This is a genomic window from Streptomyces sp. NBC_00207 (assembly GCF_045160965.1).
Lineage (GTDB): Bacteria > Actinomycetota > Actinomycetes > Streptomycetales > Streptomycetaceae > Streptomyces.
The window spans coordinates 1,509,819-1,523,204 of the sequence record NZ_CP130715.1; the positions used below are offsets into that span (position 1 = coordinate 1,509,819).

The window sequence follows — 13,386 nt, forward strand, 5'->3', positions numbered from 1 at the left end:
GCGCACTCCCGTGCGACGACGGCCTCCGGGACCACGGCCGGGTCCCGGAGGCCGTCGTCGTCGCCGCCTCCGGTCAGCCCAGGTCCTCCAGCTGCCGCTCCACCCTCTCCAGGGCCCCGGCGAAGCGCCCGGGATCGGCCTCGGCCAGTCGGCGCAGGACGCCGACGCGCTCCCGCGCGGCGCTCCGGGCCTCCTCCCGTCGGCCCAGCAGGTCGAGTTGGCGGGTGAGTACGCTGAGCAGCTGTTCCAAGTGCTGGGCGTAGAAGGCGAAGTCCCCGGCCGCCTGCACGCGGCGGATGTCGGTGGCCTCCCGCAGTGGTCCCAGGGGCTCCCCGTGCCGCCCCAGCCCGAGGAGCGCCACACCGAGGTTCTGCAAGGCCCCGGCCAGCTCGACGTCGTCCGGGACCGAGTCCCCGTGGACGAGGCCGCGGCAGGCCTCCACCGCCTCCTGGGCCACCTCGAGGCGCTCTGCGGGGCCGAGGAGCACCCGGCCCGCGAGATTGGCCAGGACGTACGTCAGCCGCCTCTGGAGCCTGCCGTACGTCTCCGGCCGGTCCTTGTGGCGTGCCGCCAGCTCCTGGAAGAGGGCGGCGCACTGCCTGGTGCACTCCAGGGCCCGCACGTGGTCGCCCTTGAACTCGTTCATGATCCCGGCCCAGTCCAGACAAGAGGCCAGCCGTTCCACGTAGAGATCACCCTGCCCGGCCAGTTCCTCGAGGAGCTTGACGGACGCCTCGATCCGGATGACGGCGGCCCCGTAGGCGCGGACGGTGTGGAGGCGGTGGGCGAGATCGCCGTGGATCTCCGCCCGGGCCGCCGCGTCCTGGCCCGCACGCCGTAGTCGGAACGGCGTGACGTGCAGAGCGATCTCCGCGGCGCCGGCGTCGAGTTCCGGGTTGCGGAACGGCAGGCCCGACTCGATCGCGTCCAGCAGCTCCCGCGGCAGGGAGCGGATCCGTACGAGTGCGGAGAGCGCGGCGGACCCGGCCCGGTGCACCAGCGCGGGCTGAGCGGTGAGCAGCGGTACGAGCTGCCGATCGGCGACGTGGTCCCAGCGCCGGGCCGTCTCGATCAGGGTGATCAGCGCGCGCCTGGGCCAGGACAGGCCCTCGGCCGACCCGTCGGAGAAGGCGAACAGGGGAACCGGGGCGGTCCGCCGGTTGCGGCCGAGGCGCCTCAGCGTCACCCGCGAGCGGCCCCGTACCCGGCGGACCGAGATCTTCGACCCGCCGACGTATTCGGAGCCGGGCGCGGGCGGCGCAGCGGTGCGGTGGGCCATGACCAGGGAGAACACCTGGCCCGCCAGGCCGAGCAGGGTGACCGGCCACGTCATACCGTCAGCATGGCCGTCACCGACCGGTGGTGAAACCCGCTCAGTTGGGGTTGTCGGCGTGGGTCAGGGTCTCCCAGGCCTCGAAGTGGTTCTCGGTGCCCGCCGGGCGCCGTCCCTCGGTGAGCCTGCGGGTGTTCTCCATCGTGACGCCCAGCCGGGTGTGCAGGGCGTTGTAGCCGACCTCGGTCGCCGGACCGATGCCCCTGGTCAGGGTGCCGCCGCAGAGCCAGGAGGGGACCGCCGCACCGAGTTCGTACGTGGCGTGGAAGCCCAGCGCATGCCGGAACCGGTCCTTGAACTGCGGGTAGAGGTCGCGGCCCTGGATGCGTGAGGTCTCGGCGACGTGCATGGCCGCGGCGATCCCCATGCCGGTGTGGCCGAAGTCGCGGCAGGTCTCCTGCGCGAGGCCGTCCACGAAGGTGCTCTGGCCGTGCCAGTAGTCGATGAGCTCGCCGCGGGTGTCGATGGACGAGCGCGGCGGGTACGCGGGCTGCGCACCGTCGGATGCCAGGTAGAAGTAGGCGGGGACGCGGCCGAGGTAGACGCCCATCGCCTTGTCGTAGCTCGCGCGGTCGTCGAGGTGCACCGAGATCCCGACGGCCGCGTCCATCATGATCAGTTCCCAGTTGCCGTTGCTGTTCGGCCGCCCGTTGATCACCTCGGGCAGGTAGACGTCCCGCAGCATCGTCACGAAACGCCCCTGGTGGGGCCAGCCGCCCGTGTACGTGTGCTTGATGATCTCGGCGGCGCGCGGCCAGGTGGAGCCCGCCCAGCCGCTCTGCAGCGGTGCGTTGCTGTTGGTGTGGTCCTTGATCTTCGCGGACCAGGCGTCCATCAACTCGATGGACTTGCGGGCGTACTTGGCGTCCCTGGTCATGTACCAGGCGAGGGCCTGGCTGTACGCGGCGATGGCGTCCTCGCGCTCGTCGGTGCAGCCGATGTTCGGGTTCGAGTACGAGCCGCATTCGACGACCTCGCGCGGCTTGGGCGTGCGCGACAGCGAGCCGTACTTGCCGGCCAGCATCTGGTCGTAGGCGGCCTTCCACGGCTGCCGGCCGGCCTGCACCTGTGTACGTACGAAGTCCAGTTGGGCGCGGCTGTTGAGGACGCCGGGGTGGGCGAACTGCGCGGGTGCGGCCGCGGTTCGGGGTGTTTCGGCGACTGCGGAGTGGAGGGGGACGAGGGTTGCGGCCAGGCCGAGGGCAAGGGCGGCCAGCCCGGCGGGAACTCCGTAACGCATGAAGCGCCTTCCGGTCGGAGGTGGGGGATTCCGGGATTCCGGGGGTCTCCGTGGGGGGATTCCGCAACCGAATCTACTCATGCCCATGCCAATCTGACAACGATGTCAGACAGGAAACCTTCCTATTAACCAAACGTCAAAGAGCCGTCGGCAGCTTCGTCCACAGCTCCGGCCGGTCGGCGGACTCCCGCAGGGCGCTCAGCGTGGCCGGGTGCGGGGCGGCGTAGAGCTCGGGATAGTCGATCTCGCCGAGCTCCGGCCGCACGGGGAAGGCCAGCTGCTCGCGGTCGGGGCTGAACTGCGCGTCCACCCCCGGCTTGTTGCCGCGGGGGTCCAGGCGGGACCAGCGGTCACCGCCGGGCAACCGGACGGCCACCAGGCCGTGGACGACCGGGTTCGAACCGTCGTCGTCGGCCAGCCGCTGGTAGCAGAGGGCCGCCGGGATGCCCTGGGCGCGCAGCAGGGCCGCGAGGACGTGAGCCTTCGGGTAGCAGATGCCGTTGCGCGTGGCGAGGACGTCGGAGGCGCGCCAGGAGACCCGCAGGTCACCGGAATCGGCCGAGTGCGGGATCGTGTCGCGGACGAACTCGAAGGCCGCCTTTGCGTATGAGTATGCGTCGCCGGTGGCAGACCAGAGGGCGTCGGCGGTTTCCTGGACGAGGGGGTGCCAGTGATCGATGGCCTCGTCCGACGCCAGATAGGCATGGATATCGGGGTTCTGCTGGATCAGTTGCATGCCCCGGAGCATAGACAAGCCCCCGACCGAAGATCAATAGATTTTCAGTCGAAGGCATATCTATGCATGCATCGGCGCTAGCGCGCCATCTCTTCCTTCAGGGCCTGCAGGAAGCCGTCCACATCCTCTTCCTGGGTGTCGAAACCGCACATCCAGCGGACGTCGCCCGCGGCCTCGTCCCAGAAGTAGAAGCGGTAACGCTTCTGCAGTCGCCGCGACACCTCGTGCGGCAGCCGTGCGAACACCGCGTTCGCCTGCACCGGGTAGAGGATCTCCACCCCGTCCGTCTCCCGCACGCCCGCGGCCAGCCGCTGCGCCATCGCATTGGCGTGCCGGGCGTTGCGCAGCCACAGGTCCTTGGCGAGCAGCGCCTCCAGCTGCACCGACACGAACCGCATCTTGGACGCGAGCTGCATCGACATCTTGCGGATGTGCTTCATCTGCCGGACCGCGTCCGGGTTGAGCACCACCACGGCTTCGCCGAACATCATGCCGTTCTTGGTGCCGCCGTACGACAGCACGTCCACACCGACGGTGTTCGTGAACGTGCGCATCGGCACGTCGAGCGAGGCCGCGGCGTTGGCTATCCGGGCACCGTCGAGGTGCACCTTCATGCCCAGGCCGTGCGCGTGCTCGCAGATGGCACGGATCTCGTCCGGCGTGTAGACCGTGCCGAGCTCGGTGTTCTGCGTGATGGAGACGACCTGCGGCATCGCCCGGTGCTCGTCCTCGAAGCCCCAGGCCTCCTGGTCGATCAGCTCGGGGGTGAGCTTGCCGTCCGGAGTGGGGACGGCGAGCAGCTTGATGCCCGCCATCCGCTCCGGCGCGCCGCCCTCGTCCACGTTGATGTGGGCGGTCTTGGCGCAGATCACGGCGCCCCACCGGTCCGTCATGGCCTGCAGGGCGACGACGTTGGCGCCCGTGCCGTTGAAGACCGGGAAGGCCTCCGCGTACGGACCGAAGTGGCTGCGGAAGATCTTCTGCAGGTGTTCGGTGTACTCGTCCTCGCCATACGAGACCTGGTGGCCGCCGTTCGCCAGGGCGACGGCGGCCAGCACCTCGGGGTGGACCCCCGCGTAGTTGTCGCTCGCGAAACCGCGCACCGCCGGATCGTGGTGGCGCCGGGCGTCGGTCTTCCCGGCATCGGTTCTCACGGTTGCGGAGTGAGCCACAGACGCTGTCCGTTCACATCGGTGGCGGGCCGCTCCCAGACGCCGGCGATGGCCTCGGCCAGCTCCTTCACGTCGGTGAAGCCCGCGAACTTCGCATTGGGACGCTCGGCGCGCATCGCGTCGTGCACCAGTGCCTTGATGACCAGGATCGCAGCTGCCGCACCCGGGCCCTCGTCACCCCCCGCCTTGCGGAAGGAGTCCGCCATCGCCAGGGTCCAGGCCTCCGCCGCCGCCTTGCCCGCGTTGTACGCGGCGTTGTTGGCGACCGGCTTGTGCGCGCCGGACTGGCTGACCAGGACGTAGCGGCCGCGGTCGCTGCGCAGCAGTCCGTCGTGGAAGGCCAGCGAGGTGTGCTGGACCGTGCGGATGAGGAGCTTCTCCAGGAAGTCCCAGTCCGCGAGGTCGACGTCGGTGAAGGTCTTGCTGCCGCGCCAGCCGCCCACGAGGTGGACCAGCCCGTCGATCCGGCCGAACTCCTTCTCGGTCTGCTCGGCCCAGGCCTGGGTGGCGGCCAGGTCGAGCAGGTCCACGGTGTCACCGGTGATGGTGGCGCCGCCGTGGGCGTAGCGTGCCGCGTCCACGGCCTCCGCGAGCCGCGCCGGATTGGCGTCGGACGCGACGACCACGGCACCCGCCTCGGCGAGGCGGAGCAGGGTGGCACGGCCGGCGGGGCCGCCGGCCCCGGCCACCGCCACCACCGCTCCGTGCAGCTTTCCGTTGCCGTTCCCGGAGCCGTTCATCTGTCCAGCCTCCTGTGGGCGAGCGCTCACGCGGCGACTCGCTCGGCCTGCTCTGCATTCAGGGCGGTGATGCCCTTCGTGGAGGCGATCACTCCCTTGAGCTTCTTGGCGAGCGCCTCAAAGAACATGCTGAGCGGAAACTCGTCCGGAAGCACGTCGTCCACGAGCTTGCGCGGCGGCTGCGTCATGTCGAGGGCGTCGGGACCCTTGGCCCACTTGGAACCCGGGTGCGGGGCGAGGTACGTCGAGACCAGCTCGTAGGCCTTGAACCAGTGCACCAGCTTCGGGCGGTCGATGCCGGCCCGGTAGAGGTCCTCGATCTCGGCGCACAGCTGGTTGGTGACCTGCGGGGCGCGCATCCAGTCGATCTTCAGCTTGTTGTCCGTCCAGCGCACGACGTCGTGCTTGTGGAGGTACGCGAAGAGCAACTGGCCGCCGAGGCCGTCGTAGTTGCGGGTGCGGTCGCCCGAGACCGGGAAGCGGAACATCCGGTCGAAGAGGACGGCGTACTGCACGTCACGGCCGTGCTCGTTGCCCTCGGACTCCAGCTTCACGGCCTCCTTGAAGGCGGTGAGGTCGCAGCGCAGCTCCTCCAGGCCGTACATCCAGAACGGCTGGCGCTGCTTGATCATGAAGGGGTCGAACGGCAGGTCGCCGTGGCTGTGGGTGCGGTCGTGGACCATGTCCCACAGGACGAAGGCCTTCTCGCAGCGCTCCTGGTCGGTGACCATGGCGGCGATGTCGGCGGGCAGCTCGACGCCGAGGATGTCGACGGCGGCCGTGGTGACCTTGCGGAAGCGCGCGGCCTCGCGGTCACAGAAGATGCCGCCCCAGGTGAAGCGCTCGGGGGCCTCGCGCACGGCGATGGTCTCCGGGAAGAGCACGGCGGAGTGGGTGTCGTAGCCCGCGGTGAAGTCCTCGAAGGTGATGCCGAGGAAGAGCGGGTTGTCGTACCGGGTGCGCTCAAGCTCTGCGAGCCACTCGGGCCACACCATCTTGAGGACGACGGCCTCCAGATTGCGGTCCGGGTTGCCGTTCTGCGTGTACATCGGGAAGACGACGAGGTGCTGGAGCCCGTCCGCGCGCTCGGCGGCCGGGTGGAAGGCCAGCAGCGAGTCGAGGAAGTCCGGCACCTGGAAGTCGCCGGCGGCCCACTTGCGCAGGTCGGCGACGAGCGCCTCGTGGTACGCGGTGGCGTGCGGGAGCAGCGGGGAGAGCGTCTCGACGGCGCGGATCACGCGGCCGACCGCGGCCTCGGCGGTGTGCCGGGCGGGGGCGCCCTCGGCCTCGAAGTCGATGGAGCCGTCCTTGGCCTGCCAGGGGCGGATCTCCTCCACGGCGGCCTTGAGCTCGGGCCACGCCGGGTGGTCGACCACCCGCGTCTCGGCGGTTATCACGGCGCCGCCGGTACCCGGCACAAGAGTTTCCGTCATGTCACTTCCTCCACAGGAGAACCTCACGTCAAGGCAGCGTATGCGCGTGAGGCTCTTCCGTTCAAGAGGCAGCTCGGGAAATTATCCTGTGACACCCCCCGCTTCACCGGAAGTCTTCCCGTTCTTCAGGGTGGAACCGACCACTCCGCCCAATTGCGCCAAGGCTTCCCGGGCCCCTGGCCGGTTTCGGCCGGCAGGGGGGCGGGCGGGCCGGGACGCGCGGCAGAGGCGGACATCACATGCCGCGGAAGTGCGGGATGACCTTCTCCCCCCACTGCCTCAGGGTCTCCAGGCAGGCTTCCTGCCCCACCGTGCCCATCTGGATCAGGCACATGATCTCGTCGGCCCCCGCCTCCCTGAGCCGTTCCGCGTAGGCGATGGCGTCGTCGGCGCTCCCGTAGGCGTGGTCGGCGTTGAAGGTGGCCGTCGAGGCCGGCCGGACCGGGATGTCCAGCTCGTGCAGCCGGGCCACCACCTGCTCGGCGGCCCTGCGCATCTCGGCGGCCTCGTCGGCCCCGGCGACGACGGCCTCGTCGGGGACCCCCGCCCCGCCGTACCAGTGGCCGATCGACTGGGCGAAGAACCGCTGGCCGCGGACGCCGATCCGGCGCGCCTCCTCCCGGTCGTCGAGCACGATGGTCGGGCACAGCACGGAGAAGTGGTCGTTGACCACGCTGGACACGAACCGGCTGCCGTCCCGCCCGGCGATCGCGGCGTCGTAGACGGAGCGCATCCGCGCGATCGACTCGGGTCCGGCGAAGCCCATCACCAGCGCCCCGATCCCCAGCTCGGCCGCCTGGACGAGCGTCTCGCCGCGGCTGCACGCCAGGAACAGCGGCGGATGCGGGGTCTGCAGCGGCCGCGGCAGTATCGGGTGCGGGTCTATGTCGATCAGCTCGCCGTGGTACTCCAGCTCCTCCTCCTGCCAGGCCCTGCCGATGATCCGCAGGGCCTCCTCCACCTCCGCCGTGGTGCGCTCCCGGTCCACCCCGCACAGCGAGGTCTCCTGCTCGGTGCCACCGCGCCCGGCTCCCAGGTCCAGCCGGCCTCCCGACAGCAGGTCGAGCATCGCGGCCCGCTCGGCGACCCGGACCGGGTGGTTGAAGTTGAAGGGCATGCACACGACGCCGTGGCCGATGCGTATGGTGCTGGTCTTGGCGGCGACCCAGCTGAGGAAGATCTCTGGGGCGGACATGTGCGCGTACCACTTCAGCGAGTGGTGCTCGACCGCCCAGATCCGGTCGAATCCCATGCGTTCGGCCAGCACGGCCTGCTCGACGCAGTCGCGGATGACCTGGTGCTCCCGCTCGACGGTCGGATCGGCCAGCTGAGCCTCGAAGATCACGGAGAATTTCACGGTGCCCCCAGGGTTGCGTCGCGTGCCCGGTCTCACTTCAATTAGTAATATGACTAGTAGTCATGAAGCGAAGAAGCAAGAGCTTCCACCGACCGCGTGGGCCGTACTCGGTCTGCTCTCCTTCCCCGGCGAGCGGACCGGCTACGAGCTGAAGAAGTGGGCGGACTCCTCACTGCGCTTCTTCTACTGGTCACCGGCCATCAGCCAGATCTACGCGGAGCTGCGCCGTCTGGAGGAACTCGGTTACGCCGCCTCCGCGCGCTCGGGACCGGAGGAGGCACGGGCCAAACGGCGGTACGCGATCACCGACGCGGGCCGCGCGGCCCTGTCCGGCTGGGCCGCCGACACCGCCGAGGCGGGACCGCCGGTGCTCAAGCACGGTCTGCTGCTGCGGATCTGGCTCGGCCACCTGGCCGAACCGGAGCGGCTGCGCGCGATGGTCGACGAGCACGTGGAGCGCACGCGGGGCGAACTGGCCGCCGTACGGGAGGCCATGGAGCATGCGGCCGGCGTACCGGAATGGGCCTTCCCCTCCCTCGCGCTGCGCTGGAGCGAACGCCAGCACCTGGCCGAGCTGGAGCTGGCCGAGGCCCTGCTCACCGACCTGGCGGCGCTCCCGGGGACCGAAGCCGCCGGCAGCGCGCGGGCCGGCTCCGAGGCCGGATCCGAAGCCGGCGCAGAGGCCGGTACCGGGGGCCGTCAAGCCGACGGGGACTCGCCCACGCCCGGGTGACGCGGCGGGCCGGGAGCCGGGCGCCGCGGGGCGCACAACCCTGGCGGGAAGCGGCCTGAGCGCCCTTCCGGGGCAGTGCACGGACGGTCCCTTCGCACCCTCGGCGCACTAGCATGCGTCCTCATCGCGCGCGGCCGGTCGGGACACCGCGACCGCGCGGGGAGCCGCCGTCGACGGAAGCGAGAGAACCTTGACTTTCCTCACCATCGGTCACCGCGGGGTCATGGGTGTCGAACCGGAGAACACCCTGCGGTCGTTCGTTCGAGCGGAACGTTCCGGCATGGACGTCATCGCCCTGGACCTCCGGCTGAGCAAGGACGGCGCCCTCGTCGCCCTGCACGACCCCGAGGTGGACCGGACCACCGACGGCTCGGGGGCCGTCGCCGACCTGACCCTGGCCGAGCTGCGCGAACTGGACGCCGGTCAGGGCGAGCGGGTTCCGGTCCTCGAGGAGGTCCTGGACGCGGTCCGGGTGCCGCTCCAGGTGTCCGTACGGGACCGGGCCGCGGCCGGCGTGCTGGCGGAGCTGATGCTGCGCCGCGACCTGACCGGCCGGGTGGAGGTGGCGTCCGCCGACGAGGCGCTGCTCGTCGAGGTGGCCCGGCTGGTGCCCGGCGTACGGACCACCCTGTACGCGGCCCCCGGCGGCGGCACCGGGGGCATCGTGGACCGGGCGCTGGCCGCGGGCGCCGCGGCCATCGCGGTGGACATCCGCCTGATCTCCCTGGAGACGGTGGAGTCGGCGCACGCGGCCGGGCTGCGGGTGACCGCCCTGGCGGTCAACACCCTGGACCAGCTGCGGCTGGCGCGGGCGCTCGGGCTGAACGGCGCGGCCACGGACCTCCCGGAGATCCGCAGCACGGGCCGGTTCACCGCCTGACGGCCTCACGGCCCCCGGCGGCCCTGACGAGGGATCAGAACGTCTTGACGAGCAGCTCGAAGGCGAGGTCCTCCCGGAGCGGGACGCCGAAGCGCTCGTCACCGTAGGGGAAGGGGCTCAGTTCGCCGGTGCGCTGGTAGCCGCGGCGCACGTAGTAGGCGATGAGCTCCTCCCGTACGTTCACCACCGTCATCCGCATCTCCTTCGCGCCCCACGTCTCGCGGGCACGGCGCTCGGCCTCGGCCAGGATCTCCTTGCCGAGGCCGGCGCCCTGGAGCCCGGGGCGGACGGCGAACATGCCGAAGTAGGCGTGGTCACCGCGGTGTTCGAGCTGGCAGCAGGCGACGAGTTCACCCGCGCGCTCGACGACGAGCAGGACGCTGTCGGGGCTCTCGATGACGGCGCGGACCCCGTCCGGGTCCGTGCGCTGCCCGTCGAGGTAGTCGGCCTCGGTGGTCCAGCCGGCCCGGCTGGCGTCCCCGCGGTACGCGGACTCGACGAGCACCACCAGTTCCGGTACGTCCGCCTCCACGGCGCTGCGGAAACTGAGGGCGGCTGACTGGGCGGTCGACATCGGGCGCTCCGTTCGGTGCGGTGGCATATGACATGCCTGGTGCGGCAGGGAGAGCGTATCCCGGTCCCGCGTGAGCGCCGTGTGAGAGGGGCATCTCTCCCCGTGACGCCGACGAACCGGGAGGTTCCGCCGTGCACGGTTCCGCCACGCCCCTTTCCGACTCCGTGTCCCTTTCCGTGTCCGCCTGGCTGCTGGTGCTGCTGTGCGCGGTGAGCGGTGGGTACTGCCTCCGGCGGGTGCGCACGTCGGGCGAAGCGGCGGCCGGGGAAGCGGTGATGGGCTTCGGCATGGCGCTGATGGCCGTACCCCTGGCCCGCGCCGACGGGTGGCGGGCTCCCCTGCTGGGGGTCGTCTTCTGCGGCGCGGCCCTGCACGCCCTGTGGCTGCTGCGGGGCGGGGCGCACCACACGCACCACCTGGTGGGCTCCCTGACGATGGTCTACATGAGCCTGACGGCGGCCTCCGGGAGCGGTCACGGACACGGCCAGGGCGCCGGCCTGCCGCTGCTGACCGGGGCGCTGCTCCTCTACTACGCCGGGTACGTGGTGCTCGGGGGCACCCGGCTGCTCACCGCAGTGGGCCCGGCCGGGCAGCCGGTCGCCGCGGGCCGGGGCGGACCGGCCGAGTTGATCCGCGCCTGCCGACTGGCCATGGGAATGGGGATGTTGGCGATGCTGCTCACGATGTGACGACGCCTGCGGACGTGTCCTGCGTCACCAATGCCCCGAGGCCGTACCCGCAGGTAGTCCCGCGCTCATAGGCTGGCGACCATGATGGTCCCCGCCGTTCTCCTGATGCTCGGCGCCCTGACCGCGGTGCTCGCCCCCCGTCTGCTGGGCCGGGCCCGGTGGCCCGAGCGCGAGCCGGTCGTGGCGCTGTGGGTGTGGCAGTGCGTGGTCGGTGCCGTGCTCCTGTGCTTCGGACTGTCGATGCTGCTCAGTGCGGCGGCCGCCTGGCAGGCGGTCCGGGGCCGGCTCTTCGCCGCCGCCCCGCACGGGGTGGTCGACGCCTACGCCCTCGGCGCGTCCGGCGGGCCCTGGGCCGCGGCCACCGCGCTGGCGCTGGCGGGCGGTGCGCTGTGGACCGGGGCGATGCTGACCGGTGAGGTGCTGCGGGCACGGGCCCGGCGGCGCGCGCAGGGCAGCGAACTGCTCGTACGGGCCCCGCTGCTTCCGGGTGAGGATCCCTCGGGCGCGCGGCTCGTCGTACTGGAGGGTCCACGGCCGGAGGCCTGGTGGCTGCCGGGAGCGGCCCCGCAGCTGGTGGTGACCACGGCGGCGCTGGGCCGGCTGAAGGGCAGCCAGCTGGACGCCGTACTGGCGCACGAGCAGGGGCACGCGGCGGCGCGGCACGACTGGCTGCTGCACTGTTCGCGGGCGCTGGCCCGGGGATTCCCGCAGGTGCCGGTCTTCGCGGCCTTCGAGGCGGAGATGCACCGGCTGGTGGAGATGGCCGCCGACGACGTGGCCTCGCGGCGGTTCGGGCGGCTGACGATCGCGCTGGCGCTGGTCGGGCTCAACGAGGACCGGGGGGTGTTCGCGGCCTCCATCGAGCAGGCGCACGTCCCGCAGCGGGTGCGCAGGCTGCTCGCCGCCACGCCCCGGCTGTCGCCGGGCCGCAGGCTGCGCCTGACGGCGCTGGCCACGCTGGTCCCGGCGATACCGCTGCTGGTGGCCTTCGTGCCGGGGCTGAGCGCGCTGGCGTAGTGCGCCCGCGTGGTGCGCCCGCGGCGCGTCCCGGCGACCCGCGCGCCGGTGCGAGGATCACCCCATGCGGAACAACCCCCTTCGGTGGGCGGGCATCCTCGCCGCGCTGCTCGTGTCGGTCCTGACGGCGCTGGTGGTGGCGGGGTGGCGGCCGGTCCTCTCCGGCGACGTCCGGGTCGCCCGGGACCTGCACGCCCACGCCGTCGCCCACCCCGGGGTCACGCATGTCATGCGGGTGCTCTCCGACTGGGTGTGGGATCCGTGGACCATGCGGACGCTGGCCGCCGTCGCGTGCGTCCTGCTGTGGTGGCGCGGCGACCGGGAGCGGGCGCTTCGGGTGGCGCTGGCCGTCGTGGTGGCCACGGTGGTGCAGCAGGGACTGAAGGCTCTGGTGGGCCGGGAGCGCCCGGTGTGGCCCGATCCGGTGGACTCGGCGCACTACGCGGCCTACCCGTCCGGGCACGCCATGACGGCGACGGTGGTGTGCGGACTGCTCCTGTGGCTGCTCCCCCGGCCGCTCTCCCCGCCCCTCACGCGACCGCTCCCCCGTACGCTCCCGGCGTGGGCGCCGGCGGTCGCCTGGGCGGTGGCCGCGGTCTCGGTCCTCGGGGTCGGCTTCACCCGTGTCTACCTGGGCGTCCACTGGCTGTCCGACGTGGTGGCGGGCTGGCTGCTGGGCGTGGCCGTGGTGGCGCTCGCGACGCTTGGATCGGGCCGTCGGCGCGGGTCCGCAGTGCCGGACCGGTGAAGGGTGTGGGGTGCCTGCCCTGGGCGATCCCCCGTTTCACCCAGAGCAGGCGACCCCGTGCGCTGAGTATATTGGCTCTGAGCCAGTCAACGCAGGAGTAAGCATGGTCCCGCGCAGCGCATCGGTCAATGAAGAATTGCGCAGACGTTCCCGGGAGCGGCTGCTCCAGTCCACGGTCGAACTCGTGGCCGCGCGCGGCTACGAGGCCACGACCCTCGGCGACATCGCCGACCGGGCCGGCGCCGCCCGTGGCCTGGTCTCGTACTACTTTCCGGGCAAACGGCAGTTGCTGCAGTCGGCGGTGCACCGGCTGATGCACCGCACGCTGCACGCCGCGCTGGAACGGGAGCCACGCACCGACGACGGGCGCGAGCGGCTCGCGCGCGCCATCGACGCGATCCTCGGGCTGGCCCGGGACGAGCCGCTGCTGATGCGGACCCACATGGCGGGCATCCTCGCGGCCGAGGGCTTCGTGCAGTGCCCGGAGCAGCAGCGGCTGGCGGAGCTGCTGCGGGACACCCTCGCCCGGTACGGCTCGGCGGACGTGGACGCGGACTATCCGCTGCTGCGGGCCCTGCTGATGGGTGCGGTCGTGGCGATCCTGCTGCCGGGCGCCCCGATGCCGCAGGCCCGGCTGCGGGCCGAGCTGTTCCAGCGCTACGGACTGGACTGGGAGCTCGGTGTTCCGCCGGACGGCGGGCCGCCCGGCGGAACGATTCCCTCACATCCTTAGC

Annotated in this window: 14 protein-coding genes; 6 read left to right on the forward strand and 8 right to left on the reverse strand. The window is 71.6% G+C overall.

Annotated elements, in window-relative coordinates; translation table 11 throughout:
* Positions 1 to 73 precede the first annotated feature (73 nt).
* From OG472_RS07475 to OG472_RS07505, 7 genes are all read right to left on the reverse strand, one after another.
* Positions 74 to 1,333 carry a hypothetical protein gene (locus tag OG472_RS07475; protein WP_405941182.1) on the reverse strand — a complete coding sequence of 420 codons (1,260 nt, stop codon included), beginning with the start codon at positions 1,331 to 1,333 and terminating at the stop codon, positions 74 to 76.
* Between the two features lie 40 nt (positions 1,334 to 1,373).
* Positions 1,374 to 2,573: an alginate lyase family protein gene (locus tag OG472_RS07480; RefSeq protein ID WP_405941183.1), complete on the reverse strand. Its 1,200-nt coding sequence runs from the start codon at positions 2,571 to 2,573 to the stop codon at positions 1,374 to 1,376.
* Between the two features lie 136 nt (positions 2,574 to 2,709).
* Entirely contained in the window at positions 2,710 to 3,309 is a 600-nt protein-coding gene (locus tag OG472_RS07485; protein WP_405941184.1) for a transglutaminase family protein, read from the reverse strand.
* A 77-nt stretch (positions 3,310 to 3,386) separates the two neighbouring features.
* The gene (locus OG472_RS07490) at positions 3,387 to 4,481 is read right to left on the reverse strand and encodes a threonine aldolase family protein (RefSeq protein ID WP_376616905.1); all 1,095 of its coding nucleotides are present in this window, start codon (positions 4,479 to 4,481) and stop codon (positions 3,387 to 3,389) included.
* Positions 4,460 to 5,221 carry an SDR family NAD(P)-dependent oxidoreductase gene (locus OG472_RS07495; RefSeq protein WP_401603921.1) on the reverse strand — a complete coding sequence of 254 codons (762 nt, stop codon included), beginning with the start codon at positions 5,219 to 5,221 and terminating at the stop codon, positions 4,460 to 4,462. The genes OG472_RS07490 and OG472_RS07495 overlap by 22 nt, the downstream gene beginning before the upstream one ends.
* Before the next feature lie 26 nt (positions 5,222 to 5,247).
* Complete coding sequence (locus OG472_RS07500) at positions 5,248 to 6,654, reverse strand: DUF6421 family protein (protein WP_401603923.1); 1,407 nt, start codon at positions 6,652 to 6,654, stop codon at positions 5,248 to 5,250.
* A 235-nt stretch (positions 6,655 to 6,889) separates the two neighbouring features.
* Positions 6,890 to 8,011 (reverse strand): LLM class flavin-dependent oxidoreductase, encoded by a 1,122-nt coding sequence (locus tag OG472_RS07505; RefSeq protein WP_405828628.1) that lies wholly within the window; start codon positions 8,009 to 8,011, stop codon positions 6,890 to 6,892.
* 49 nt (positions 8,012 to 8,060) lie between these two features.
* On the opposite strand from OG472_RS07505, the gene OG472_RS07510 reads away from it, so the two are divergent.
* Both OG472_RS07510 and OG472_RS07515 read left to right on the forward strand, forming a co-directional pair.
* Positions 8,061 to 8,744: a PadR family transcriptional regulator gene (locus OG472_RS07510; protein ID WP_405941185.1), complete on the forward strand. Its 684-nt coding sequence runs from the start codon at positions 8,061 to 8,063 to the stop codon at positions 8,742 to 8,744.
* Between the two features lie 190 nt (positions 8,745 to 8,934).
* The gene (locus tag OG472_RS07515) at positions 8,935 to 9,624 is read left to right on the forward strand and encodes a glycerophosphodiester phosphodiesterase (protein ID WP_401603929.1); all 690 of its coding nucleotides are present in this window, start codon (positions 8,935 to 8,937) and stop codon (positions 9,622 to 9,624) included.
* Positions 9,625 to 9,658: 34 nt separating this feature from the next.
* On the opposite strand, the gene OG472_RS07520 is transcribed toward OG472_RS07515, so the two are convergent.
* Positions 9,659 to 10,198 (reverse strand): GNAT family N-acetyltransferase, encoded by a 540-nt coding sequence (locus OG472_RS07520; protein WP_383563946.1) that lies wholly within the window; start codon positions 10,196 to 10,198, stop codon positions 9,659 to 9,661.
* Between the two features lie 131 nt (positions 10,199 to 10,329).
* Between OG472_RS07520 and OG472_RS07525 the strand changes: the two genes are divergently transcribed.
* The 4 genes from OG472_RS07525 (at position 10,330) to OG472_RS07540 (ending at position 13,385) form a co-directional block, all read left to right on the forward strand.
* On the forward strand, positions 10,330 to 10,887 hold the full coding sequence (locus tag OG472_RS07525; protein ID WP_401603932.1) for a DUF5134 domain-containing protein: 558 nt from the start codon (positions 10,330 to 10,332) through the stop codon (positions 10,885 to 10,887).
* Between the two features lie 81 nt (positions 10,888 to 10,968).
* Positions 10,969 to 11,904: a M56 family metallopeptidase gene (locus tag OG472_RS07530; protein ID WP_405941186.1), complete on the forward strand. Its 936-nt coding sequence runs from the start codon at positions 10,969 to 10,971 to the stop codon at positions 11,902 to 11,904.
* A gap of 64 nt (positions 11,905 to 11,968) precedes the next feature.
* Complete coding sequence (locus OG472_RS07535) at positions 11,969 to 12,652, forward strand: phosphatase PAP2 family protein (protein WP_405941187.1); 684 nt, start codon at positions 11,969 to 11,971, stop codon at positions 12,650 to 12,652.
* Positions 12,653 to 12,755: 103 nt separating this feature from the next.
* Positions 12,756 to 13,385 (forward strand): TetR/AcrR family transcriptional regulator, encoded by a 630-nt coding sequence (locus OG472_RS07540; protein WP_401603938.1) that lies wholly within the window; start codon positions 12,756 to 12,758, stop codon positions 13,383 to 13,385.
* The last annotated feature ends 1 nt before the right edge of the window (position 13,386 follow it).

What these genes read in the sequence shown, in the direction of transcription:
- OG472_RS07540 (WP_401603938.1), top strand. Translation starts at nt 12,756, where the DNA reads ATGGTCCCGCGCAGCGCATCGGTCAATGAAGAATTGCGCAGACGTTCC.
- OG472_RS07480 (WP_405941183.1), bottom strand. Translation starts at nt 2,573, where the DNA reads ATGCGTTACGGAGTTCCCGCCGGGCTGGCCGCCCTTGCCCTCGGCCTG.
- OG472_RS07500 (WP_401603923.1), bottom strand. Translation starts at nt 6,654, where the DNA reads ATGACGGAAACTCTTGTGCCGGGTACCGGCGGCGCCGTGATAACCGCC.
- OG472_RS07520 (WP_383563946.1), bottom strand. Translation starts at nt 10,198, where the DNA reads ATGTCGACCGCCCAGTCAGCCGCCCTCAGTTTCCGCAGCGCCGTGGAG.
- OG472_RS07530 (WP_405941186.1), top strand. Translation starts at nt 10,969, where the DNA reads ATGATGGTCCCCGCCGTTCTCCTGATGCTCGGCGCCCTGACCGCGGTG.
- OG472_RS07475 (WP_405941182.1), bottom strand. Translation starts at nt 1,333, where the DNA reads ATGACGTGGCCGGTCACCCTGCTCGGCCTGGCGGGCCAGGTGTTCTCC.
- OG472_RS07535 (WP_405941187.1), top strand. Translation starts at nt 11,969, where the DNA reads ATGCGGAACAACCCCCTTCGGTGGGCGGGCATCCTCGCCGCGCTGCTC.
- OG472_RS07495 (WP_401603921.1), bottom strand. Translation starts at nt 5,221, where the DNA reads ATGAACGGCTCCGGGAACGGCAACGGAAAGCTGCACGGAGCGGTGGTG.
- OG472_RS07510 (WP_405941185.1), top strand. Translation starts at nt 8,061, where the DNA reads ATGACTAGTAGTCATGAAGCGAAGAAGCAAGAGCTTCCACCGACCGCG.
- OG472_RS07485 (WP_405941184.1), bottom strand. Translation starts at nt 3,309, where the DNA reads ATGCAACTGATCCAGCAGAACCCCGATATCCATGCCTATCTGGCGTCG.